Origin of the sequence: Sphingobacterium bovistauri (assembly GCF_020295405.1) — a bacterium.
GTDB classification, from domain to species: Bacteria; Bacteroidota; Bacteroidia; order Sphingobacteriales; family Sphingobacteriaceae; genus Sphingobacterium; species Sphingobacterium bovistauri.
In genome coordinates this window covers 190,367-216,195 of the sequence record NZ_JADEYP010000002.1, presented here as the reverse complement: position 1 = coordinate 216,195, position 25,829 = coordinate 190,367, and the positions used below count along the sequence as shown (strand labels likewise).

Here is a 25,829-nt window from a genome sequence, read left to right as displayed (position 1 = left end):
ATCGGATTCTAATAAATATATGTATAGAAAGTCCAACATATTGATTGCCCAAAAAGCGATAAAAATCATGCTCGGTACAGCATTTATGCTCACTAGCAGTGGCGCTTTTGCTCAAGAAACGACTTCACATTCTCCTTACTCTAAATTTGGTTTAGGTCAGATGCGTGAAGATTTATTACCACAAACAAGATCAATGGGGGGCATTTCCTCTGCCGTTAGGTACCAATCAGGCCTTCCAATTCTAAATATTGCAAATCCAGCGAGCTATTCTGGCTTGAATAGAACTGTTTTGGATGCAGGATTGTATGGTAATATGACCCAATTAAGTAAAGGAACAGCTCAGAATAATACAGCAGATTTTGCGTTCTCCCATTTTGGATTTGGATTTTCAGTAGCACGTAATCATGGTGTTGCATTTGGACTTATGCCTTATTCAGATGTTGGTTACAATAACACTGAAACACGGACGATGAGTACCATTACCACTCTTCAATCCAAAACTGGTGAAGGGGGACTTAATAAAGCCTTCGTTGGGTACGGATTCTCCCCTTTTAAAGGCTTTAGCATAGGTGGTAATGCAGGATTATTATTTGGTGAATTAAAAGATAATTTAACAGTAAGTTTCCCGAATGACTTCAATGCATTAAATGCCCGAAGTCAAGCAACTCGCTTGGTAAGAGGATTAATTGTAGACTATGGTGCACAATACTCTTTTCCTGTAAGCAAAAAACATAACATTACATTAGGATATTCAGGTTCATTAAACAACACCGTTACAGAGAAAACTTCTCACTTAACGACTCGTTCACAACCGTCATTAGATCCTGATTTTGAGAATGTAGCATTAGACTCTTTACCTCAAACTGGGGAATTAACCCGTAATATTAATCTCCCAATGAAGCACAGCGTAGGTATTACTGTTTCAAAAGGATATGACTGGATGATCGGTGCAGATTTCAAATATGCTGACTGGACATCGTATCAAACACGTGCTGGTGAAAGCAGTCTAGGTAAAAACTATGGTATAGCGTTAGGTGGTCAATGGAAACCAGATGCATCTTCAAATAAATATTGGGATATAGTAGATTATAGATTAGGTGTTCGATATAATCAAGGCCACATTACTGTAAATAATAACAGAATTGATGATATGGCCATCACTTTAGGTTTTGGTTTACCACTTCCTGAGACAAATTTTGGACGTACTTCATCTAGAATTAATATATCAGCAGAATTTGGCCAACAAGGTACTCTAAATAACAACTTAGTACGCGAACGTTATATTAACATCAATATCGGTTTTAATATTAACGATCTATGGTTCCAGAGAAGAAGTTATGATTAATAGTATCATCACGAAACATACAGTATCCCTATTTACATTTAGTATAATAGGGATTTTGTTATTTACTGCCTGCGAAAATGAAATGAAGGATATCAATGCGATTGAAAATATCCAACAAGAAGAGGCTGTTGATTTATATAAAGATGTCAAAATCATCTATAGTGACTCCGCTATTGTGAAAGCACAATTGACGGGGCCTGAAATGAAGATTTATCACGATACTACACAAGGAAAAAATAATAATTACGAATTCGAGAAGGGTTTACAAATTATATTCTATGATGCCGCTGGTAAAGAAACACAACGCATTAAATCAGATTATGGTAAACAAAGAAGTCAAGAAGGTATAACAGAGTTTAGAAAAAATGTAATTATTAATATGGCTGATGGATCAGTGATAAAATCCGATGAAATCTTTTATGACGAAAATCAAAAGATTTATTACAATACAGTACCTATTACGATGGATTTTAGAGATGCTAGAGGAAGTATGCAAGCAACTTCATTCAAGTCTGATACTGATTTCAAAAATATTCAAGGTGAAAATATGACAGGATTTTATATACCATCGAATAACAATCAAGTACCGGCTTTTGGACAATAAATCGTGATATAACAAAAAAGTAAAAAAGATGTTTTGAATTAGCTTCTAATTTATATGCTTTTTTTTTATAAAAATTGTATCTTGCGCCTTGTTTAAAAAACAAAGTCAATTAAATAACTAAAGAAAACATAAATACAATTACGGAATATGGGATTAATGGGTAATTTGCGTAATCGTGCAGGATTAGTAATCTTTGTCATCGGTTTAGCAATTGTTGCATTCTTATTAGGAGATATTATTCAATCGGGTACTCCATTTTGGATGCAAAAACAAAATGAAGTAGGTAATATCAATGGAAATGGTATTGATTATCAAGATTTCAATGCTATGGTAGACCAAACCTCGAAACAATATCAGCAACAAATGGGTGGTAGTGAAACTCCACAAATTAGAAATTTTGCGGTACAACAAGTATGGAATCAAATGGTTTCTCAAGAATTATTGAATTCAGAAATTGAAAAGGTTGGTATTTCATTAGGTAAAGAAGAATTAAATGATTTGATTTCTGGTCAAAATCCAGCACAACAAATTGTACAAACTTTCACTAATCCACAAACAGGACAATTCGACAGAGCGTATTTAGCTCAAGTAATCACAGAATCAAAATCTAATCCGCAGATTGCTCAACAATGGGAATCAATGTTAGAGCAGGTTCGTACACAAAGATTGGTTGAGAAATATTCAAACTTAGTAAGCTCTTCAGTTTATGTAACTGCATTAGAAGCACAAGACGAATATACTGCTAAAAACAAATTAGCGAACTTTAAATATGTTCTTTTAGACTACTCATCTGTAAATGATGCTGACATCAAATTGACTGACGCAGATTACAAAGAGTACTATGATAAAAACAAAAATCTATTTAAAAGCGAAGAAGAAACTCGTTCAATTGAATACATTTTAATTGATGCTAGACCTACGAAACAAGATTCAGCGTCTACATTAGCTTCTATACAAACTTTAAAACAAGAATTAAGCACTTCAGCTAATGATTCTTCGTTTGTAGCGATAAACTCAGACAATAAAGTTCCTGTAACTTTCTATAAAAAAGGTCAATTGAGTCCAGCTTTAGATTCTGTTGTGTTCTCAGTTCCTACGGGAAGTACTGTTGGCCCTTATGTATCAAACGGTCATTATGAAATCGCAAAAGTATTGGATGCTAAATTCAGTGCAGATTCAGTAAAAGCATCTCATATTCTATTGAATGCAACAGCTGAAGGAGGTGTAGCTAAAGCAAAAGCTAAGGCAGATTCGATCAAAGGATTGTTAGCTAAAGGTGAAAAATTCGAAACATTAGCAATAGAATTTAGCCAAGATCAAGGTAGCAAAGTAAATGGTGGAGATTTAGGCACATTCACAAGAGGTCAAATGGTAGGGCCTTTTGAAGAAGCTGCATTCAACAATAAACCAGGCGATATAGTGATTGTAGAATCACAATTTGGTGTTCATATTTTAAGAATCGAAAAACACATCGGTAACTCTAAAATTGTCAAATTAGCAGTAGTAGATAAAGCTATCGTAGCTGGCAAAGAGACAACTGATGCAGCTTATACAAAAGCTAACAACATATTATCTGAAATAAACAGTAATAATTTTGCTGAGGTAGCTAAAAAACACAATCTAAATGCTGATAAAGCGACTAGTCTCCGTGGTATGGACAACACATTAAATGGTGTCGATGTACCAAGAGAATTAGTAAGATGGGTGTATGAATCAAAAGCTGGAGATGTTACTGATAAATTATTCGAAACGGATGAAAACTTTATAATTACTAAAACAGTTTCAATAAGTCCAAAAGGTATAAAACCATTGGATGCTATTAAACCTGAAATTCAATTAGGTGTAACGAACTTGGTAAAAGCTCGTATGCTGAAAGAGAAAATGAATAATGCATTAAATGGTGCTAGTTCGATAGATCAAGTAGCTCAAAAATTAGGTAAATCAGCGGTTAATGTAGAAAACATTGTATTAGCTAACCCTGTTATCCCTGGAGTATCGTTTGAAAGTGCAGTTATTGGTACAGTATTCGGATTGCAACCAAATAAACCATCTAAAAGCATCGAAGGTACTCAAGGTATATATGCATTGCAAGTATCTAGCTTCGTAAATCCAAAAGAAATGGTAGAATCTGAGCGTCAATCCCAACAAAAACAAATGTTAGCAGCTAAGCAACAACGTTCTTGGGGATCAATATTTAAAGCATTGATGGACAATGCAGATATTGATGACAATCGAATTAGATTTTATTAAGATATTATAATTATTTTTATAGCCGAACATGTGTAATGTTCGGCTTTTTTATTTTTGAAGAAAATGGAAATTCAGGAAAACATAGTAAATAAAGTAGCACAAAGTGGACTAATTACGATTGATTTGGCAAACTATTCTCCAAACCAAGAAGACATTATTGTATACGATATAAAAGAGAATCTATTTCACGAACTGATTTTACGTGAGAAAGATTTCAGAGACTTTGTGAAAGAATACGATTGGACACAGTATCAAGATAAACATGTAGGTATTACATGTTCTACAGATGCTATAGTCCCCACTTGGGCATACATGATTTTAGCAAATAAATTAACACCATTTGCTAAGTCTATTACCTTTGGTACAAAAGAAGATATCATTCGCCAGCAATATACAGAGGAAATCAACGCTATAGATTATTCTAAATATCAAAATGAGCGCGTAGTGGTAAAAGGATGTGGAGATATTTATATACCTGAAAGTGCTTTTGTAACATTCACCGCAAAACTTTCAACTGTTGCCAAAAGTATCATGTATGGTGAGCCCTGCTCTACTGTTCCTGTATACAAGCGTAAAAGTTAAACTATTTGACTAGCAATTCGTCCTAATTATATGAAAAAATTTTACGTAGCATTATTAGTTCTCTTCATTGGTTTAAATTTTGGATATAGCCAATCTTTACCTTATCTAAAAGAGTCTACTTTTAAAGAAGGTGAAAAATTATCGTACAAATTGAAGTATGGTTTTCTGTCGGCCGCAAATGGTGTGCTATCTGTTAATAAATCAAAACTACAATTTAGTAATAAGAATGTCTACCATTTGAGTGCGTTTGGACAGACTTCATCTGGGTTTTCTATTTTTTATACGGTCAAAAATAAATACGACTCCTATATCGATGGAAATACATATCAGCCATACCTATATACTGAAGATATTCACGAAAATAGTTATACACGTAAAGAGTATGCGACATTCGATCAGCGAAATCATACTGTGAAGGGTGCAAAAGGCACATTTAAAAGCCCGAGCTCACAGCTATTCGATTTAGTATCTGCGTATTACTTTGCTAGAAATTTAGATTTATCTTCATTAAAATCTGGTGATTCATTCAAAATTCCTTATTTCTTAAATGACGAAGTAGCAGAGTTAAAAGTAACCTATGTAGGTACTGAAAAGATAAAAACTAGCCTTGGAACTGTAGAATGTATAAAACTAAATCCAGAGATTAAACCTGGACGAATTTTTAAAAAGGATAGTAAATTATATCTTTGGGTCACAAATGATGGGAATCGTATTCCTGTACGAGCACATGTTGAAATTTTAATTGGCTCGGTAACTATGGAGTTAACTAAAGCTCAGGGGCTTAAATACGATTTAAATAAAAAAGTAAGCTATTCAAAATAATAAATAATGATTGAGGTTGGTAACGTCCTAGTACATGAAGATATAATAAGCAACGATTTCGTGTGTAATATATCGAAATGCAAAGGTATATGTTGTATAGAGGGGGATTCTGGAGCACCTTTACGCCAGTCTGAGAAAGCTATATTAGAGGAAATTTATCCAAAAGTAAAGCATTTGATGACCGAAAAAGGAATTGAGGCAATAGAAAAATATGGAACCAGTGTAATTGATGCAGATGGAGATTTGACTACTACCTGTGTGGATGGGAATAAAGAGTGTGCCTATGTGACTTGGGAAAATGGAATTACTAAATGTGCTATAGAGAAAGCCTACGAGCTAGGAGATGTGAACTGGAAAAAACCAATTTCTTGTCATTTATACCCTATTCGCACAACACAATATCCCGAATTTGATGTATTACACTACGACAGATGGCATATCTGTCATGATGCTTGTACATTTGGCAAAGAATTAAAAGTTCCTGTATACAAATTTCTTAAAGACCCTCTTATTCGTGAATATGGAGCAGATTGGTACGAAGAATTAGAAAAATCGATAGAATCCATCTAAGGTATTTTTGTTATATTAGTTAACTTTAATTCAAGATTATTGGTACGTACCATTTTCATGCGAAACTTAAAAGAAATACAAAAGCCCATAGCCACAGAAATAGCCTCTTTCGAAAGAAAGTTTAAGCAGTCGATGCAAAGCTCTGTTCCACTATTGGACATCATAACACAATATTTATACAAGCAGAAAGGGAAGCAAATGCGTCCTATGTTTGTATTTTTTGCAGCAGGTTTATGCGGTGAAATAAACGAATCTACTTATCGAGGTGCATCATTAGTAGAATTATTACACACAGCTTCATTAGTTCATGATGATGTAGTAGATAATGCCAATGAGCGAAGAGGATTATTTTCTGTCAATGCACTATGGAAAAACAAGGTAGCTGTACTTGTCGGAGACTTCTTGTTAGCCAAAGGATTATTGCTTTCTGTCAATAATGAAGAACATAGGTTGCTAAAGATTGTTTCCCATGCAGTAGAACAAATGAGCGAGGGAGAATTGCTTCAGATCGAAAAAGCACGTAAATTGGACATCAAGGAGGATATATATTACGAGATCATTCGTAAAAAAACGGCATCTTTGATTGCATCTTGTTGCTCATGTGGAGCTTCCTCTGTCGGAGCTGATGAACAAACAGTTGAAAAGATGCGACTTTTTGGTGAGAAAGTTGGTTTAGCGTTTCAGATTAAAGACGATTTGTTTGATTTCGGCCTAGATGATGTCGGAAAACCTGTAGGTAATGACATCAAAGAAAAGAAGATGACTTTACCATTAATCTATGCTTTAAACGAAACCTCATCTTCACAAAAAAGAAGCATCATAAATCTGGTGAAAAATCACAATGAAAATCCAGAAAAAGTAGCTGAAGTTATTCAGTTTGTGCGCAATAGTGGTGGACTAGAGTATGCAACAAACAAGATGTTACAATATCAGCAAGAAGCATTTGATATTTTATCTGAATTTCCAAATAATGAATACAAAACTGGACTTCAAGAATTAGTAAAATTTACCACAGAACGTAATAAATAAAAATGAGTAACGAATTAATGTTTTTTGGAGGATTTATAATTTTTATAATCCTCATGCTTGCTATCGATTTAGGATTGTTTGGCAAAAATGACAAACCGGTTTCTTTGAAAACCGCAGCAATCATGTCTATAATATGGGTGTCCTTTGCTTTAGGCTTTGGAGCAATCTTATATTTTTGGGGAAATGAGTTGCATAATGTACACGACTTAGCACGTCTCAAAGAAGTCGTTGCAAAGCATATACATGATGTGAAAGTAACAGACGACCTGGCTTCTAGTTTACAAGCCTATAACAAAGCTCTTACTCTAGAATATTTAACAGGTTATGTTGTTGAATACGCATTATCAGTAGACAACATTTTTGTTATGGTATTACTATTTACTTCTTTTGGTATTCCAGAAAAATTTTATCATAAAGTATTAGTATGGGGGATTATAGGAGCTATAGTAATGCGTTGTATTTTCATCTTTATTGGCGCTGCATTAATCGCTAAATTTGGCTGGATTTTATATGTATTTGGAGCATTCTTGATATACACAGGATTTATGATGTACATTAATCGTAATCAAGAAGAAGAAGTCGATCCACAAAATCACCCTGTTGTGAAGTTTGCTTCGAAATATTTCAAAGTCACACACAAACTTGATAGCGGGAAATTTTTCGTAGTTGAGGATGGTGTAAAATACGTAACACCTTTATTTTTAATTTTATTAGTGATTGAGTTTACAGATTTAATTTTTGCCGTAGATTCAATACCTGCTATATTCTCTGTTACTAAAGATCCTTATATTGTTTTCTTCTCCAATATATTTGCTGTATTAGGACTTCGTTCGATGTTCTTTTTATTAGTTAATATTATCGATAAGTTCCATTATTTGAAAGTTGGATTAGCCTTTCTTTTGGTATTCATCGGAGCAAAAATGCTTCTACATAGCTACCTTAAAGAATGGGGCTTTACCACTTCACATTCATTAATTATCATTATTTCTATCCTAGCTATAAGTGTCGTAGCATCATTGATGTTTCCGAAAAAGAAAGATTACTCCGCTTAATAATATAATAGATAACATACAGCAAAGGGCTATTATGAAACATCATAATAGCCCTTTGTATTTAACAATATATACCGCTATCTACCCCCCAATATATGCTTTAATAAGAATTGAATAGTTTCTAGGACTTAGATTTATTAAGCTTATGCACTTAACAAAAAAAGGATTGTTTAGTATATACTAAACAATCCTTTCTACATTATTAAAATAAAATGATATGTCTATTTTAAAACTACGCTACCTCTACCCATTATTGCATTATCTGTATACAGAAGAACAGTATAAGCTCCCTTTCTCAGTTTATTCGTATCATTCCAAAGTAACTGATATTCCTCTCCATTATTAGTGAAATTAATAGACTCTTTAAATGTATACTGAGACTTATCGCCATGTACATAAAACACATCATTAGATGCAGCGATAAGATTACCTTGTGGGTCTATAATGCGTGCATAAACTACTTTTTTCCCTTTCCTTGCCAAAGGATTATCCACTATACTGAACTTAATTTGCAACTTGTCAGCGCGCTTTGCCCTTGTTTCAATCTCGAGTGAACCATTTTTCTTTTGTTCAACGCCATTGATAAAAATATTTGACACTTTTAGCGATGAAGCTATTATTACTTTTTGGTTCAGTGCAGAATTGTCATTGGCCAATTTTTGAACTTTATTAGAAGTTTCCTTGACTGTCCCCTGCAATTCGCTATTCTCTCTTTTAAGTAATTCATTCTGAAACTTCAAATCATTGACTTCAGTCAATAAATTTGAAACATTACCTTTAAGAGATTCCAACTGAGAATTTGCTAATTGAATTTGGCTATCCGTAATCGTGTTATCTTCTAAGGCTGCTCGCAAATTTGCTATAATTTCTCTAGCCTGCTTTTGCTGGTATAAAACGCCCTGGGGCAATCCTTGGATATTTTGACGATCAATATTATCAAGCTCTGCCTCGATCCTGTCTATCTCAATTTGTAATTTTTCTTTCTGAAGAGTCAACGTATAAAGTTTCTCTCCTGAAGATTTGTACTTCACGTAGAAATAAACATTCGTAGCCAACAAAGCGACTATAGCCACAATAAAAAAGTAAATCTTAGATTTATCCTTATTTATCTGGGGGTCTAAACGAGTTTCCTTAGTTGATATGTTCGCTACTCTTTCTTCCATTTTCCAACCCCAAATTTAAAATAACACATTATTATTCTTTGTATTAAAACTTTGTTTTCAGTAGATGATAGAGAAATAGCAAAAACTATTCCAAATTATCAACATATCAGTATAATGATAATAAAATTTATTATGTAAGCATTCATGCCTTGACAATATGAATGATTCGTAATTAAATGACTGATTTATTTAAAATTTTATTTTTGATATAATCAACAATATAATCCTTTGAAACAGAGTCATCATGATCTTTAGCCTGCAAATTTAGATAGGTTTCAATGGAGCTATTCGCAAAATCGTTCATTTTAACAACAGTATTACCTAATCTTATTTTTGAAGAATGAAGTCCAAACTGTGCTAAAGTATCATCATCAAAATCAACAATTACCCCTCGTTCATGTACACCCTTTCCACTAAATTGGATTTCAAGCCCCATAGGCTCAAAAGTACATCTGATTAGTTCGCGTACACTTGTCATACTATTTTGATCAATAACAATATGATGTTGATCACCAATGAATAATTTATCAGCATTAAAATAATCAGGTAAGTGAATAATTAAGTCTAAACTATTAACCATTAACCTTCGTGTATCCTCCTTAAAAAAAGAAAGAATATGAATGATTATTTCTTCAAAATTGACCGAAGAACAGTAAAAAGCAGTAGAATTAATTACAGGTATAGCGTTTACTTCTGCATATTGCAAAAATTTATTTTCACAAGCTATGATTCTTAATAGAGAACCCTCATCAAAACTGGTGTTAAAAATCCAATCTTTAGATTGGATGCCTTTAAGCAAAAGTATTTTTTGAACATTAAATAAATCTTCACTTTTAAAAATATCATCCGTACAACACTCATCAATTTCGAAAACTCTCAATTGAGTATCAGCCCCATTAAAATAAGGTAAAAACCCTGCGTTAACTTCACCTCTATGGGTAAGTAGCTGCACTGAAAAACCCTTTTTAAGTAAATTATTTGGTGTAAAAATGCCCGCAAAGGAAAAGGGTGCATAAATTAGGATGGATTCCGAATATTGATTTTGTTCCATAATGCAATATTATTCAATAAAATCAATATTATATATCATTTGGCTAAGGAAGTATTAAAACAATCCTTAGCCAAAGTAAAATTTTATAATACAGCTAAAGCAGCTTCGTAATTTGGCTCATCTACAATTTCAGCTACTTGTTCATTGTAAGCTACTTTACCTGCTTCGTCAATGACAACTACAGCTCTGCTTAATAGTCCCTCTAATGGTCCATCTGAAAATCTCACACCATAGGTATCAGAAAAGTTTGAATTTTTATATTCAGATAGTGTTACGACATTTTGAAGTCCTTCTCCTGCACAGAATCGTCCTTGTGCAAAAGGTAAATCTTTAGAGATACACAAAACTACCGTATTATCTAAAGATGATGCAATCTGATTAAATGCTCTTACCGAGGCAGCACAAGTACCCGTATCAATACTAGGAAAAATATTTAGGATAATTCTTTTTCCTTCAAAATCTTTTGTTGACTTTTGCGACAAATCTGAAGCCGTTAATGAAAATTCTGGAGCTTGATCGCCAACCTGTGGCAATGCTCCATTAGTATTTACGGGCGTACCCTTAAAAGTAACTTGACTCATGATGTTCTATATATTTTGATTGTCAAGTTAACAATTTATATCAATCAAAAAAAGACAAAATATTATTTTATTTGCAAAATAAATACTATGTTAGCATATTATTTTAAACTTCCCAACTCCATAAAATATGAAAAAAATACTTTTCGCCCTCTTGCTGGCAAGTCCAACACTAACTTTTGCTCAGGGTTCACAAGTGAACACCCAAGGCATTAGAGCACTAGGTATGTCTGGTGCAGGTTCAGCATTGTTTGTTGATGAGACTAGTATATTTTATAGCCCAGGTGCCTTAGCAAAAGCTACTGAAAACAGTATTTCTATTGGTGCGTCTGCGGTGATGTATCGTTCTGCTTTCAAAGAAGTAAACAGTAACGTTCAACATGACACGGAATTTCAAATTTCACCTCCATTTTCAGTTTTTGCCTCATTCGGGCCTAAAAATTCATGGTGGAAGGCTGGTATTGGGGTGTATACACCATTTGGTGGTGGCGTAAATTGGGGTACAGAATGGCCTGGCCGTTTTGAGCTTAACCACCTATCCATGAGGGCTATATACATCCAACCAACGTTAAGTTTTAAAATAACAGAAAACTTTGGTATTGGTGGGGGCTTCGTTTATAATATAGGATCAGTCGATTTATCAAGATCAATCCCCGTATTTGATCAAAATGGAAATCCTGGACGCGCTGAATTAAATGGAATCGGTACAGGTATGGGATATAATGTAGGTATACACTACAATCTAGAGGATGATTTTGCTATTTCATTGAGTTATCGCTCACATGTCCGTACGAAATTAGAGGATGGTGATGCAGTCTTCACAGTACCGACAGCGCTGTCAACGTCATTTCCTAACACCAAATTTTCTGCAGAATTGCCTCTACCATCTTCATTTAATCTAGGAATCGCATTCCCATTAGGAGATAAAGTAGACTTAGCCGCTGATGCAACATTTATAGGATATAGTATTTACGAAAAACTGGTTTTTGATTACGAACAAAACACACCCGTATTATCTGATACTGAACAAATCAAAGATTATGAAAATGCACTATCTGCTAAGGTCGGCTTAAATATTCATGCTAATGAAAAATTAGACCTACGCTTTGGAACAGGATATGTATACACACCAGTACGCTCAAAATATGTATATGCAGAGACCCCTGACAATAATCGTGTAATGGGCTCTATTGGATTCACATATAATATATCAGATAAATTTGATTTCTCAGGTGCATATACTTTACAAAGAATTATAGAACGCACAACGACAAACATAGCAACAGGAATGAGCGGTACTTACAAGACTAATATTCACGCACCAGGTATTTCTTTAACCTATAAATGGTAATCATCATGAAAAACAATATAAAACTATACGTAGGGTTGGCAGCAATTGCATTAATGGCATCTTGCAAACCAGAAATTGTGAAAGAATACGAAACGAGCAATCCACAAAATGTAAATTTTTCAAAATATATAGCTGTTGGGAACTCGCTTACGGCAGGTTTTGCGGATGGCGGATTGTACCTTGAAGGACAGCAAGTTGCATTTCCAGGTTTACTTGCTGAACAAATGAAATCATATGGTGGAGGATCCTTTGAAACACCATTTTTTTCTGAAGCACAATCTAACGGCTCAGGTTATTTACGACTAAAATCATTAGAGAACGGGCGACCTGTAACAGAATCAGTTACAGACAAACTAGCTTATACAGGAGCTGGAGTATTAGCAAAATACAGCGGTGGAGAGATAAATAATTTAGGGGTCCCAGGAATGCGTTTAGATCATTCCGGAGTAGCTCTCGTTAGTGCAGGAAACATGTACTTCTCTAGACTTTTGCCTGATGCTGAGGTCGGGAAAAAAAGTTACCAAGATTTTGTTGAAAACAGAAGTCATACATTCTTCTCTTTTTGGTTAGGCAACAACGATGTTTTAGGCTATGCCACAAATGGTGCAGTAAACGATAATCCTGCTGGAACTACTGTATTGACAAATGAACAAACATTTAAAGCTGTCTATACACAATTCATTGGAAAACTTACAGCTAATGGTCAAAAAGGAGTAGTAGCTACTATTCCTGACGTCACGACGATTCCATATTTCACTACTGTAACACGTAAAGCATTATTGGATGCAGCTTCAGCTATAGCAGGGCAACAAATCCCAGCATTAGTTATAGCAACCAAATCAGGACCACGTGTGGCAACTGACAATGATTTATTCATATTGCCTTTTTCATCACTTGCGCCTTCATTATTAGGAAAACCGAATGCTCTACAGGCACCTTATGGATTCCATACGGCTAACCCAATTGAAGACAAATACGTACTAGATGCTGAAGAAGCTGCAAATATAAAAGTACATATCGAAAAATTAAATGCGATAATAAAACAAATTGCAACTGATAAAAACCTTGCTTTGGCCGATGCAAACGCATACCTAACAAGAATAAAAAATGGGATGTTATATAATGGTTTCGGTATTAGTTCAGCCTATATTACTGGAAATGTATTTTCATTAGATGGTATACACCTAACACCTATAGGCAATGCTATAATGTCAAATTTAGTAATTGACGCCATCAATGCTAAATATGGCACTAAACTAGAAAAAGTCGACGCCTCAAAATTTAGAGGTATCAAAATGCCTTAAGTGTCATCTAATCACTAAAAAATACAAAAAGGTCACTTTTACAGTGACCTTTTTGTATTTTAGTATTAAAGTTTATAAAAACATGAAAGTTTCGTTACAACGTAAAAATAAGGCCGTTCATTTTGAAGCATCTAGTGAATTATCATCTATTAAAGTGAACATAGATGGTTCTGACGCTATTGGTGGCGAAGGAAAAGGTGTAAGACCAATGGAATTAGTCTTGATGGCATTAGGCTCATGCAGTGTATTTGATTTAACAACTATTCTCCAAAAACAAAGACAAGAAATTGAAGATATTCAAGTCGAAATACAGGGAGATCGTCGCGAAGAAGTTCCAAATATTTTCACAAAAATTCACATTAATTTCTTTTTAAAAGGAAAAATAGATGAGGTGAAAGCACAAAAAGCGGCTGAGTTAGCCGTGAAAAAATATTGTTCAGTTCATGACATGTTAGCAGCCGGAGGTGTCGATATAACCTATAGCCTTACTTTTAAAGCATAGACGTTATCTACAAATAATCTAGCTATATACAAAACGAGGTGTCTATAAATATATTGACACCTCGTTTTTATTAATGTTTTTTATATAATTACACTTTAATTTATTGATCTCCTATTGTCATTGGAAATTAATTAAATTATTTCTTAGTCGTAATAACAATCACCCCATTTTTACCCTTATCGCCGTATTCCGATATTTCACTTTTGCCCTTTAATACAGTTATCGATTCGATATTAACAACATCTAAAGAATGGATATCAAAATCTAAATCTTTAGCAATACCATCAACAACTATTAATGGCCTCTTTTCGATAGCCAGTTCGTTGATAAGTTTGTTTGAACCTAGTCTAAGATTTAGATTCCCCTTAGTCTTCAGTGAAGCATCATCACCTATATCAATCTTAAATGTACCTGTTGAAGACTTTCCAACCTCAGCCCCCCTAATTGATAATGTTCGTACTTCAGAAACGTTTTTATCAGAAGAAGAAAGATGTTTCTTTGTCTTAATCTCTATCACTCCATCCTTACCCTTGTCACCATAAACTGCTGTGGCACTTTTATCTTTGAGAACATTCATGCTTTCAATATCATTTGGATCTAAATCCTCCAAATTATAATCCTTTCTCTTTTCAACTCCATCGATAATAAACAACACCCTCGCTGTCTGCTCTTTGAACTTTTCTTCGCTTTGTAAAGAGATTGCATGAATTACACCTTCATAATCTTCCCAGTTAGACACTAATGAGCTGTATTTCAATTTCATAAGCGACCTTCCCGACATATGCGTCAATCGCTTTAAATTATCATCAGTTATGGCTAAAAATTCATTTTTTGAAAGAATTTTACCGTCGTAATCGTAAATAAACTTTTTAGTTTGGTCTATTTCAGACTTATTTTTCAGTAGTTTGACAAAATCAACTTGAGTTTGTTTATCATTAGAAGAATTCTTCTTTTTTGAAGTCATTTCAAATAATCCCTCAGAATTTTCCTTTCCAATTTTTTCGCGAATGTCTTCTTTGTTTTTATAAATACCAACTGATGCAATTTCAGTTCTAGGAAAATTTAAAAATTCGTCAAGGCTAACTAATTCCCCGTCTATTTGATAGTGTAGATTTTTCCCTTCCAATTGCTTTCTATCAAAGTCTGGTGCTACCAATTGATACTCTTTTTCTTGCCTACCGGTATCAATAGCCAATACTTCTGTCCCAATAGTTTGCTTTAGCAACTCATCAACCTCTCCTTTTATTTTAGCTTGTAAAGGTTCAGAGATTGCTGCAGTTTGCTGAGATCTTTCAACAATCTTTTCAATATCATTTTCAGCTTTACTTACCGTAAACGATGCTCCTGCGATCAAGAAAACAGGCAATAAGAAAGCATATTTGCTCAATTCCAATTTGGAAGAGCGTTTTTTGTTCATCATCATAATGCGCTTTTTTAAGGTTTTAAAATTAAAATGGTTACTCATGCCTACCGAAACACCTTGTTTGGTGACATGTAGTAGCGAATATTGATAGGTTTGCTTGTCTACCCCTTTATTTAGCACCTGTTGATCGGTCAGGAATTCTAAATTTTGACGTACCGCTTTGCGCATCAGCCATACGAAGGGATTGTACCAACAAACCACCAATATTATTTCGAACAACAAAATATCTACCGTGTGATGGCCTCTCACATGGATGATTTCGTGCGCCAAAATATCTTGCAACTCAACGTCTTGATGTTGCTCTTTATGGATATAGATTTTATTGAAAAATGAAAATGGAACTACTGCATAAAATACATTACGAAATAAATACGATTGCCAAATCGCATTGTTGGACTGAATATGTATGTGTAATAAGCTAAAAAGCTGAATAATCAATTTGAAGATAAAAACTATTGCTACAATACCTACTATCCCCAAAAATAGATCCGCGAGTGTAATTGCAGAATCTTTTCCGTGTAAATCTTGCTGCGCTAACAATTCTAACCACAGCTCTGGGATTTCTTGTCCAATCGGCATTTCATACCTTGTAAACCAAGATGTGAAATCCAAAAAAGGATAAACAAAAGCATATATACAGCCGATGATAAAGTAAATTCTATTCAATGAATAAAATGTTAATCCTTTCAACAAAAAATGATAACCGAGGTAAATAAAGCCGAGCAAAAGATTGACTTGCAATATATAAGTTAGCAGACTTTCCATAATCTTAAGATTTATTATTCTTTATCATTTCCAAAATTTCGTTTAGCTCGCGCTCACTTAACTTCTCTTCTTTGATAAAAAAGGAAACCATTTCTTTATATGAATTTTTGAAATAATCTCCGACAAAGGAATTCATGAATGTGGCACGATAATCTTCCAAGGTGATAACAGGTTCGTAACGCTTAGCATTCGCGTATTTGACTGCTTTCACATACCCCTTCTTTTCTAGATTCTTAATGGTAGAAGCTAAAGTAGTATACGGAACTTGCTCTTCTGGCTTGAGATTGTCCAATATTTCTTTGACAAAACCTCCCTTCAATTGCCAAATAGACAACATTGCTTCCTCTTCCTGTATTGTTAATTTCTCTAGATTCATGGGATACTAATTATAATCATCAACACTAATCTACGAATAATTCGTAGATATACAAATTTTTCGTAAAAAATTTAATATTTTTTGACAGAAATAAATAATTAATGAGTTAAAGAATTGTCAGGATTTACTTTTATGACTGACAAATGTCATATAAACTCCTTTTATGTTTAGTTTTTCTTGTTGAATTTTATACTTTTGTGTATATACAAGAAATTTGATTATGTCAGAAACAGCATCTATTACTTTAAATGGCAAGACGCTAGAATTATCTGTAATCACAGGTACGGAGAATGAAAAAGCCATTGATATTTCAAAATTAAGAGACCAATCAGGATATATTACATTAGACCCAGGATTTAAAAATACAGGAGCTACTAAAAGTGCAATTACATATTTAGATGGCGAAAAAGGTATTTTAAAATATCGTGGATATAAAATTGAAGATTTAGCTGAAAAATCAACATTTTTAGAGGTGGCATACCTTCTAATTTATGGTGATTTACCGTCTAAAGAAACATTAGAGCAGTTTAGATCAGACATCAAAGGACAAATGATAGTTCACGAAGATATGAAAAATTTCTTCGCTGGCTTTCCTTCAAAATCCCACCCTATGGGGCAGTTATCTTGTCTTGTAGGTGCCTTATCTGCATTCTATCCAGAATCTTTAAATCCTAATCAAAACGATAAAGAAGAATACCAAACAATAGTAAATTTATTGGGTAAAATGCCTACAATCGTTTCTTGGATTCAAAAGAAATCATTAGGTCACCCAGTTGTTTATCCTAAAAAAGATTTAGGATACATCGACAATTTCATGAATATGATTTTTGGTGAAGTAAACTGTGATAGAATTTTTGATGATGCGGTATTAGACGCTATGCGTGTATTATTGATTCTTCATGCTGACCACGAACAAAACTGTTCTACTTCGACAGTACGTATTGTTGGATCATCAAATGCTAACTTATATGCTTCTGTATCGGCAGGTATCAATGCATTATGGGGACCATTACATGGTGGAGCAAATCAAGCGGTTATCGAGATGTTAGAAGACATTAAAAATGATGGTGGCGATGTAAACAAATATTTAGCTAAAGCTAAAGATAAAAACGATCCTTTCCGTTTGATGGGATTCGGTCACCGCGTATACAAAAACTTCGATCCTCGTGCTAAAATCATCAAAAAAGCAGCAGATGATGTTTTAGAGAAATTAGGTATTAATGATCCTGTATTGGATATCGCTAAAGGCTTAGAAAAAGCAGCTTTAGAAGACCAATACTTCATCGATAGAAAATTATATCCAAACGTTGACTTCTACTCTGGTATCATTTACCGTGCTTTAGGTTTTAACGCAGAAATGTTCACTGTATTATTTGCATTAGGTCGTCTTCCAGGATGGATCGCACAATGGAAAGAAATGCGTGATAATAAAGAGCCTATCGGTCGTCCAAGACAAGTATATACTGGTGAAGTAAATCGTGAATACATAGATCTTAATAATAGATAAGTATTATTAAGATAATAATAGTAAAAGGCAGAAATAAAATTTCTGCCTTTTTTTGTACCTTAAATAAAAGATATTAAGTCAGATGGGATATTACTATACACACATATTCGTCTTTTTATTCTTACTACTTTCTAGTTGTAATCAACCCAATTATAAGAAAGAGGCTATTGAGTTGAATAATAAAGGCTCCCAATTTTTCTTGCAAAATAAGAAAGATAGCGCACTTATATACTTTACACTAGCCACTGAAAAAAATCCGCAATATCAAATTGCTATTCAGAATAAAGTGAATGCTCTAATTTCGCTACAGCAGTATGAACAAGCACTTGTAGCCATAGCTGATTTACTAAGAATCCAAGCATATGCAGAAATCTTTACGATCAAAGGTATGTTATTAGACAAACTAAATAAATCCGATGAAGCAAATAAAGCTTATAAAGAAGGTATCAAAAAATTTGAGGATAGAATAGTTCATACTTCCGAAGCTGAAAAAAGTATGATTATGCTGAAAATTAGTGAATTGTATTTTTTAATGGGTGATACCACAAAGGCAAAAACCATACTTCTAGAAGATAAAATAAAAGCTCAGAATTTAGGAACAGTCGACTCCATCCTTAAGAATTTGAATAATAAAGCCCGATATATAGACGTAATACTCAACAAAGTGAGCTAATCCTCATTTTTCCACCACTCACTACTTTTTAAATCATCAATTTCGCGGCGATCTCGTTTTGTTGGACGACCTGCACCACGATCACGCTTTAAAATTGGAGCCTGAAACATCGATTTGTAGCCATGTGTTTCTTCTACTGGTGTATGATCCTCATAAAATTGTATAGCCGTCTTGGCATCCACACGTCTTTCCAATAATCCTGTTACAAAAATTACCTTACGCTCAATTCCCTTCTGTACAGCAAAGGTGTCCCCTACTTTCACCACATACGATGGTTTTACATTCTGACCATTTAACTTTACTCTACCAGCTTTACACGCTTCAGTAGCCAGACTTCGAGTTTTGAAAATTCGAATTGCCCACAAATATTTATCTATACGTAATTTTTCAGATTCATTTGCCATAGCCAAAAATACTAACATTCTGTCAAAATAATGACCTATAACCACTATTGATTTCCAGAAAAATGAGCATATTTGTACTTAATATTAAGTGATTTATACAAGAAAAAAATGGAAATACAAAAACTTCAAAAATTAATCGAAGAGGCTTGGGAAGATAGACAATTATTAGGTAATAAAGAATACTTTGAAGCGGTACAAACTATCATCATGAAATTGGATGTAGGTGAAATTCGTGTCGCTGAGCCTATTGGAAATCGTTGGCATGTAAATGATTGGATTAAAAAGGCAGTAATCCTTTATTTCCCAATCCGGGATATGAAAGTAATTGAAAATGCCCCTTTCGTATACCACGATAAAATGAAGTTAAAAACTAATTACAAAGAATTAGGTGTACGTGTAGTACCTGGAGCTTCTGCTCGTTATGGTGCATATTTAGCAAAAGGTGTGATTATGATGCCTTCTTATGTGAATATCGGTGCTTTCGTTGATGAGGGTACAATGGTAGATACGTGGGCTACAGTAGGATCATGTGCACAAATTGGCAAAAACGTTCACTTATCAGGTGGTGTAGGTATTGGAGGTGTATTAGAACCAGTTCAAGCGGCTCCAGTAATCATTGAAGATAATGTATTCGTTGGGTCTCGTGCTATTGTAGTAGAGGGTATTCGCGTAGAAACTGAAGCTGTATTAGGGGCTAATGTGGTGTTAACGGCTTCTACAAAGATCATTGATGTATCAGGTCCTGAGCCGGTAGAATACAAAGGTTATGTCCCAGCTCGTTCGGTAGTTATTCCTGGTTCTTATACAAAAAAATTCCCTGCTGGCGAATATCAAGTACCTTGTGCGTTGATCATTGGTCAACGTAAAGAATCTACAGACAAGAAAACATCATTGAATGAGGCTTTGCGCGAGCATAACGTTGCTGTATAATATTACATATTCAGAATGGCAAATACATTTGTAGATAGAGAAGATTTAAATCAAGCATTAGAAACACTTAAAAATGGTGGAATAATATTGTATCCAACTGATACCATTTGGGGTATTGGCTGTGATGCGACTAATGCCGAAGCGGTAGAAAAGGTATTTGCACTGAAAGGAAGAGATAAAAACAAAAGCATGCTCATCCTATTACATAATGATAATCAATTGGCAAGCTACGTTCGAGAAATTCCCGAAGTAGCTTACGAGTTGATTGAGTCTACCGATAGACCTATGACAATTATTTATTCTGGCGCCAAAAATCTAGCTGAAAATGCTATTGCTGAGGACGGAACGATAGGTATCCGTGTGGTGAACCACGTATTTTGTCAACAATTGTTGCAACGCTTTAGAAAACCTATAATTTCTACATCCGCCAACATTAGTGGACAAACTTCAGCTAGCAATTTTGATGAAATTTCGGAAGAAATCAAACAAGCTGTAGATTATATCGTTAAATTTGGTCAGCAAGATCTTTCAAAAGGTAAACCCTCCATCATTATGAAGCTTGATCCTTCTGGAAAATTTGAATTCATTCGTAAATAAATATATACCATGAAAAAATTATTTAGTTTTTTTGTTTGTCTTGTTGCATTGACTACTGCAGTATTAGCGCAAGAAGGTATTGCTCCAGCCAAAGCCGGGGTACAATACGGCAAAGTTATCACGAGTAAAAATGCCATTTCTGTACAAAAATTAGAAAACACATTAAAATCCAAGAAACAATTTTCGGGTAAAATAGAAGGTGAAGTTGTAGGAGTATGTAAGAAAAAAGGATGTTTCTTAACACTGAAAAGAGAAGGTCAAACAGACCCTATCATGGTTCGTTTCAAGGATTACGGATACTTTGTACCAGCGGATCTTGTTGGTAAAACCGTTGTATTGGAAGGAAACGCAAAAGTTAAGAAACTTTCAGTAAAACAGCTACAGCACAATGCAGAAGATGCAGGTAAAAGTGCAGCTGAAATAGCTAAAATTACTAAACCGAAAACTGATATTAACATCGTCGCAGATGGCGTTCTTGTCGTAAAATAGCATTTTAAACAACATTGAGAGAAGGCTGTAGTAATTATTATAGCCTTTTTTCTATTTTTGCACCTATGAATATCTTCAAGACCTATCCTTGTCAGTCTATTAATCTTAAAGGGAAACTATTGACTTTTGATAAACCCATCATCATGGGAATTTTAAATATCACTCCTGATTCTTTTTTTGATGGCGGTAAGCATAACTCTGTTGAAAATGCACTCACACGTGTTGCTCAAATGATAGAAGAAGGTGTTGATATTATCGATATCGGCGCTTATTCATCCCGTCCCGGAGCTCCACTTATTTCCGCACAGGAAGAAATCGACAGAGCTATTCCTGTCATAGAATCGATAAAAAGAAAACACCCCCATATCACTCTATCCATTGATACTTTTAGATCAGATGTAGCGAGAAAAGCAATACAAGCTGGAGCACATATCATAAATGATATCTCTGGTGGAATTTTAGATGATAGCATGTTTCAACTTGTAGCTGAGTTACAAGTACCTTATATTTTAATGCACATGCGCGGTACACCTGAAACTATGCAACACTTGACTGACTATAACGATATAGTAAATGATGTAGCGGTAGATTTGGGCAAAAAAATATCAAAATTGCGTGCACTTGGGGTTAAAGACATTATTCTGGACCCTGGTTATGGATTTGCCAAAACTATGGCACAAAATTATGAATTACTATTACGTGTAAATGAACTCCATTATCATGGGCTTCCAATTTTAGGAGGAATTTCACGTAAATCAATGATATACAAAAAGCTAGAAATTACTCCTCAAGAATCACTCTCTGCAACTACCTCACTAAACACATTACTGTTGGAACGTGGCGTTCAAATTCTTCGTGTCCATGATGTAAAAGAAGCTAAGCAACTTACACAATTATTATTCTAATCCGCTACTCAATGAAGAAAAACAAAGATACACTAACCATAGGTTTTGCACTATTTGCCATGTTCTTTGGAGCAGGAAACCTACTTCTACCTCCATTCATTGGTTTACAAGTTGGGCATCATACCCTAATCACTATTATAGCTTTTGGACTTACTGGAATAATACTGCCATTCCTTGGAATACTTTCTATTGTGAAATCTGGAAATACAATATATGATTTAGGTAATCGTATTCATCCATTACTAGCCCCTATTTTAGGAACAATCATTATGCTTTGTATTGGCCCTCTTATTGCTATTCCAAGAACAGGTGCCACAACTTTTGAGATTGGTATAGCACCTAATTTCCCAAGTTTCAGTCCAATTCTTTTCTCTGCGATATTTTTTGGAATTACATGGGCTTTGAGCATTTCACCATCAAAAGTTGTTGATATCATTGGAAATATCCTAACACCATTATTACTAGTATTGCTTTTTGTATTGATACTAATGGGGGTAATCAATCCAATTGGTGAATATTCTACATCCATATTAAGCACAGCCGAATCCTTCAAATTTGGCTTCGTGGAAGGGTATCAAACAGTTGATATGTTAGCGTCTTTGGTATTTGCAGGAATAATTATTGCTGCTGCACAAAGCAAAGGTTACACAAAATTAGGCGACAAAAGTTCTGTTGTTATTTCTTCAGGTATTATATCTTCCGTGTGTTTAATCTTTATCTATGGAGGATTAGTATATCTCGGGGCAACATCAGGTATTGAAGACAAAGGAATTAGCCGATCAGCATTACTGATTCATATCGCAAAAAGCACATTAGGGGATTATGGAATGATAGCTATAGGAGTATGTATTGCTTTAGCATGCTTAACCACATCGATTGCATTAACTTCTGCGGTAGGATCATTTTTCTCTGAACTGACTGGTGGTAAATTAAGTTATAAAGTTTTGGTAACAGTGTGCTCAATATTTTCTGCAATTTTAGCCATTCTTGGAGTTGACAAAATCATTCAATTCGCTTATCCTCCCCTTACATTTGTCTATCCAATTGCAATTACGCTGGTACTTTATATTATAATTTTTGGAAGTTTTATCAAAAGTAAAGCTCCCTATATTGGAGCATTATTGGCTTCAACTATCGTTGCTTTTATTAGTTTAGGAAGTATGTTGGGCTGGTGGAGTGCAGATCTATACAAACAATTACCCTTTGCTGATGTAGACTTGGGATGGTTGACACCATCAATTATTGGTTTTGTGATTGGTTTAATTATTTCCAAGGCAAAAACCGAATCTATAAAAAGCTAATCCTATACATTTAAATAAAAAGAGCAAAGGTTTTTAATCTTTGCTCTTTTTATTATCTATAACTACCAAATATGGTAATTACCTGACTGTACTTCCTTGCTTAATACTGGAAGTAGGATTTACGAAGTCTAATCTGCCATCAGCATCTTCTGCCATCAAGATCATACCTTGAGATTGAATACCTTTGATTTCGCGAGGCTCTAAGTTTACTAAAATAGAAACCTGTTTACCAACGATATCTTCAGGTGCGAAGAACTCTGCAATACCCGAAACTACTGTACGTTGATCGATACCAGTATCGATCTTCAATTTCAATAATTTCTTGGTTTTAGCTACTTTCTCGGCTTCCAAAATTGTTCCAACACGAATATCCAATTTCATGAAGTCATCAAAAGTAATATTTGGTCTAGCTGGTGCTATTACACTATTAGCCGCAGCATTTGCCGCTTTTGAATCTGCCAATTTTTGTAATTGTGAATCCACTTGTTCATCTGTAATCTTTTCAAATAACATTTGAAATTCACTCAATTGTGTATTTGTAGAGATCAAATCGGGTTGACCAGCATTCTGCCAATCTTGCTGAGGAAAATTTAACATCTCGAATAACTTTGTAGAACTCTTCGGTAAGAATGGCTGTGCCAAAATAGCTAAATTAGCAACAATTTGAGTTGCCACATTCAAGACTGTTTTTACTCTCTCTTCGTCTGTTTTGATTACTTTCCAAGGCTCTTCGTCTGCTAGGTATTTATTACCTAGACGTGCTGCATTCATAAAATGTACTAATGCTTCACGGAAACGATAATCTGATATTGACTTTTCAATTAAAGCAGGATATTTCGCTAATTCACCAAATACAGCATTATCTGTAGCGTTGAACGCCGATCCCATCAACACTTTACCATCAAAATACTTGTGAGAAAGCACCATTACTCGGTTCACAAAATTTCCAAGGATAGCAACAAGTTCATTATTAACACGTGCTTGAAAATCTTTCCATGTAAATTCCGAATCAGAAGTCTCTGGAAGAATAGATGTCAATACATAACGCAATTCATCTTGTTTACCCGGAAATTCTTCTAAATATTCATGCAGCCAAACAGCATGATTACGTGAAGTAGATAATTTATCTCCCTCCAAATTCAAGAACTCATTGGCTGGAACATTATCTGGTAAGATATACTCACCATGTGCATGTAGAATAGCAGGAAAAATAATACAGTGAAAAACAATATTATCCTTACCAATAAAATGAATCAACGTAGATTCATCCTCTGAATTAGCTTGTTTTTTCCAATAATCTTCCCAGTTTTTACCGTTATCGATAGCCCATTGTTTCGTAGCAGAAATATAACCTATCGGCGCATCTAGCCAAACATATAATTTTTTACCCTCAGCCTCTTTCAATGGTACATCTACCCCCCAATCCAAATCACGCGTCATCGAACGAGGCTGCAAGCCTGATTTCAACCAAGATGAACATTGACCAAAAACATTTGACTTCAATACATCTTTCTTACCGTCGATCAACCATTCCTCTAACCACGGTTGGTATTTATCTAATGGCAAATACCAATGTTTTGTTTCTTTTAGAATTGGAGTTTTACCACTTAATGTTGATTTAGGATTTATAAGATCCGTTGGGCTTAATGAAGTTCCGCATTTCTCACATTGATCCCCGTAAGCACCCTCACTCTGACACTGTGGGCAAGTACCCGTAATGTATCTATCTGCTAAAAATTGATGAAATTCTTCATCATAATATTGTTCCGAGAACTTCTCTATGAATTCACCTTTTTCGTACAAATTCAAGAAAAATTCTTGAGACAATTCATGATGAATTGGCTCTGATGTACGGTGATATATATCGAAAGAAATACCAAAGTTTTCGAAAGATTCCTTTATTTGCTTATTATACTTATCAATAACTTCTCTTGGTGTAACTCCCTCTTTTTTAGCACGTATCGTAATCGCAGCACCGTGTTCATCAGACCCACATACATACACTACATCCTTATTGTTTAGTCGCAAAAAGCGCACAAAAATATCGCCCGGAATATATGCCCCGGCTAAGTGACCAATATGTAAAGGACCATTTGCATAAGGCAAAGCCGAAGTAATCGTATAACGTTTTTTAGACAAATTGCTCAATATATTGTATTTTTAAGGTGAAACTTTTAAAAAAATTAGAGTACAAAGATAATTCAATTTGTCCTTAATAAATAAGCCTTACACAAATTATTATTATTAAGTATTCAT

The 25,829-nt window shown here is 34.4% G+C and carries 25 protein-coding genes; 18 read left to right on the top strand and 7 right to left on the bottom strand.

Translation table 11 applies throughout. The annotated features are described in order from the left end of the window. Positions 1–19: 19 nt before the first annotated feature. From IPZ78_RS02065 to IPZ78_RS02030, 8 genes are all read left to right on the top strand, one after another. A complete protein-coding gene (locus IPZ78_RS02065; RefSeq protein WP_225551267.1) occupies positions 20–1,345 on the top strand; it encodes a hypothetical protein in 1,326 nt (441 codons plus the stop codon). Continuing rightward, a complete protein-coding gene (lptC, locus tag IPZ78_RS02060) occupies positions 1,338–1,949 on the top strand; it encodes an LPS export ABC transporter periplasmic protein LptC (protein ID WP_225551266.1) in 612 nt (203 codons plus the stop codon). Before IPZ78_RS02065 ends, lptC begins: the two co-directional genes overlap by 8 nt. A 147-nt stretch (positions 1,950–2,096) precedes the next feature. Then, a complete protein-coding gene (locus IPZ78_RS02055) occupies positions 2,097–4,199 on the top strand; it encodes a peptidylprolyl isomerase (protein WP_225551265.1) in 2,103 nt (700 codons plus the stop codon). A gap of 63 nt (positions 4,200–4,262) precedes the next feature. Beyond that, positions 4,263–4,781 carry a DUF2480 family protein gene (locus IPZ78_RS02050; RefSeq protein ID WP_225551264.1) on the top strand — a complete coding sequence of 173 codons (519 nt, stop codon included), beginning with the start codon at positions 4,263–4,265 and terminating at the stop codon, positions 4,779–4,781. A 30-nt stretch (positions 4,782–4,811) separates the two neighbouring features. After that, positions 4,812–5,603, top strand: a complete 792-nt coding sequence (locus IPZ78_RS02045; RefSeq protein ID WP_225551263.1) for a DUF3108 domain-containing protein — start codon at positions 4,812–4,814, stop codon at positions 5,601–5,603. 6 nt (positions 5,604–5,609) lie between these two features. Next, a complete protein-coding gene (locus tag IPZ78_RS02040; RefSeq protein ID WP_225551262.1) occupies positions 5,610–6,173 on the top strand; it encodes a DUF3109 family protein in 564 nt (187 codons plus the stop codon). A gap of 57 nt (positions 6,174–6,230) precedes the next feature. Continuing rightward, a complete protein-coding gene (locus IPZ78_RS02035) occupies positions 6,231–7,202 on the top strand; it encodes a polyprenyl synthetase family protein (protein WP_225551261.1) in 972 nt (323 codons plus the stop codon). 2 nt (positions 7,203–7,204) lie between these two features. Beyond that, complete coding sequence (locus IPZ78_RS02030; protein WP_225551260.1) at positions 7,205–8,254, top strand: TerC/Alx family metal homeostasis membrane protein; 1,050 nt, start codon at positions 7,205–7,207, stop codon at positions 8,252–8,254. Positions 8,255–8,475: 221 nt separating this feature from the next. On the opposite strand, the gene IPZ78_RS02025 is transcribed toward IPZ78_RS02030, so the two are convergent. From IPZ78_RS02025 to tpx, 3 genes are all read right to left on the bottom strand, one after another. Beyond that, positions 8,476–9,417, bottom strand: a complete 942-nt coding sequence (locus IPZ78_RS02025; protein ID WP_225551259.1) for a hypothetical protein — start codon at positions 9,415–9,417, stop codon at positions 8,476–8,478. Positions 9,418–9,589: 172 nt separating this feature from the next. After that, positions 9,590–10,468 (bottom strand): hypothetical protein, encoded by an 879-nt coding sequence (locus IPZ78_RS02020; RefSeq protein ID WP_225551258.1) that lies wholly within the window; start codon positions 10,466–10,468, stop codon positions 9,590–9,592. 83 nt (positions 10,469–10,551) lie between these two features. After that, positions 10,552–11,049 (bottom strand): thiol peroxidase, encoded by a 498-nt coding sequence (gene tpx / locus IPZ78_RS02015; RefSeq protein WP_225551257.1) that lies wholly within the window; start codon positions 11,047–11,049, stop codon positions 10,552–10,554. A gap of 127 nt (positions 11,050–11,176) precedes the next feature. Here tpx and IPZ78_RS02010 point away from each other — a divergent pair, with 127 nt between their 5' ends. From IPZ78_RS02010 to IPZ78_RS02000, 3 genes are all read left to right on the top strand, one after another. After that, positions 11,177–12,397, top strand: coding sequence for an OmpP1/FadL family transporter (locus IPZ78_RS02010; RefSeq protein ID WP_225551256.1), 1,221 nt, complete (start codon positions 11,177–11,179; stop codon positions 12,395–12,397). A gap of 5 nt (positions 12,398–12,402) precedes the next feature. Then, positions 12,403–13,701 carry an SGNH/GDSL hydrolase family protein gene (locus IPZ78_RS02005; RefSeq protein ID WP_225551255.1) on the top strand — a complete coding sequence of 433 codons (1,299 nt, stop codon included), beginning with the start codon at positions 12,403–12,405 and terminating at the stop codon, positions 13,699–13,701. An 82-nt stretch (positions 13,702–13,783) separates the two neighbouring features. Continuing rightward, positions 13,784–14,203 (top strand): OsmC family protein, encoded by a 420-nt coding sequence (locus tag IPZ78_RS02000; protein ID WP_225551254.1) that lies wholly within the window; start codon positions 13,784–13,786, stop codon positions 14,201–14,203. Positions 14,204–14,339: 136 nt separating this feature from the next. On the opposite strand, the gene IPZ78_RS01995 is transcribed toward IPZ78_RS02000, so the two are convergent. Both IPZ78_RS01995 and IPZ78_RS01990 read right to left on the bottom strand, forming a co-directional pair. Next, on the bottom strand, positions 14,340–16,391 hold the full coding sequence (locus IPZ78_RS01995) for a M56 family metallopeptidase (protein ID WP_225551253.1): 2,052 nt from the start codon (positions 16,389–16,391) through the stop codon (positions 14,340–14,342). A gap of 4 nt (positions 16,392–16,395) precedes the next feature. Further along, positions 16,396–16,767, bottom strand: coding sequence for a BlaI/MecI/CopY family transcriptional regulator (locus tag IPZ78_RS01990; RefSeq protein ID WP_225551252.1), 372 nt, complete (start codon positions 16,765–16,767; stop codon positions 16,396–16,398). 220 nt (positions 16,768–16,987) lie between these two features. On the opposite strand from IPZ78_RS01990, the gene IPZ78_RS01985 reads away from it, so the two are divergent. After that, on the top strand, positions 16,988–18,274 hold the full coding sequence (locus IPZ78_RS01985; RefSeq protein ID WP_225551251.1) for a citrate synthase: 1,287 nt from the start codon (positions 16,988–16,990) through the stop codon (positions 18,272–18,274). Positions 18,275–18,356: 82 nt separating this feature from the next. Continuing rightward, on the top strand, positions 18,357–18,947 hold the full coding sequence (locus tag IPZ78_RS01980; RefSeq protein ID WP_225551250.1) for a hypothetical protein: 591 nt from the start codon (positions 18,357–18,359) through the stop codon (positions 18,945–18,947). Here IPZ78_RS01980 and IPZ78_RS01975 read toward each other — a convergent pair. After that, a complete protein-coding gene (locus IPZ78_RS01975) occupies positions 18,944–19,369 on the bottom strand; it encodes an RNA-binding S4 domain-containing protein (RefSeq protein WP_394371233.1) in 426 nt (141 codons plus the stop codon). The two genes, IPZ78_RS01980 and IPZ78_RS01975, sit on opposite strands and share 4 nt — an antisense overlap. Positions 19,370–19,459: 90 nt before the next feature. Between IPZ78_RS01975 and IPZ78_RS01970 the strand changes: the two genes are divergently transcribed. From IPZ78_RS01970 to brnQ, 5 genes are read left to right on the top strand one after another with little or no spacing between them, the layout of a single operon-like run. Then, entirely contained in the window at positions 19,460–20,281 is an 822-nt protein-coding gene (locus IPZ78_RS01970; RefSeq protein WP_225551249.1) for a 2,3,4,5-tetrahydropyridine-2,6-dicarboxylate N-succinyltransferase, read from the top strand. A 15-nt stretch (positions 20,282–20,296) separates the two neighbouring features. Next, complete coding sequence (locus IPZ78_RS01965; protein WP_225551248.1) at positions 20,297–20,878, top strand: L-threonylcarbamoyladenylate synthase; 582 nt, start codon at positions 20,297–20,299, stop codon at positions 20,876–20,878. A gap of 9 nt (positions 20,879–20,887) precedes the next feature. Continuing rightward, positions 20,888–21,367 carry a DUF4920 domain-containing protein gene (locus IPZ78_RS01960; RefSeq protein WP_225551247.1) on the top strand — a complete coding sequence of 160 codons (480 nt, stop codon included), beginning with the start codon at positions 20,888–20,890 and terminating at the stop codon, positions 21,365–21,367. A gap of 14 nt (positions 21,368–21,381) precedes the next feature. After that, positions 21,382–22,272 carry a dihydropteroate synthase gene (gene folP, locus IPZ78_RS01955; protein WP_394371232.1) on the top strand — a complete coding sequence of 297 codons (891 nt, stop codon included), beginning with the start codon at positions 21,382–21,384 and terminating at the stop codon, positions 22,270–22,272. An 11-nt stretch (positions 22,273–22,283) separates the two neighbouring features. Beyond that, on the top strand, positions 22,284–23,573 hold the full coding sequence (brnQ, locus tag IPZ78_RS01950; protein WP_225551246.1) for a branched-chain amino acid transport system II carrier protein: 1,290 nt from the start codon (positions 22,284–22,286) through the stop codon (positions 23,571–23,573). Positions 23,574–23,651: 78 nt separating this feature from the next. On the opposite strand, the gene metG is transcribed toward brnQ, so the two are convergent. Next, positions 23,652–25,721, bottom strand: coding sequence for a methionine--tRNA ligase (metG, locus tag IPZ78_RS01945; protein ID WP_225551245.1), 2,070 nt, complete (start codon positions 25,719–25,721; stop codon positions 23,652–23,654). Between the last annotated feature and the right edge of the window lie 108 nt (positions 25,722–25,829).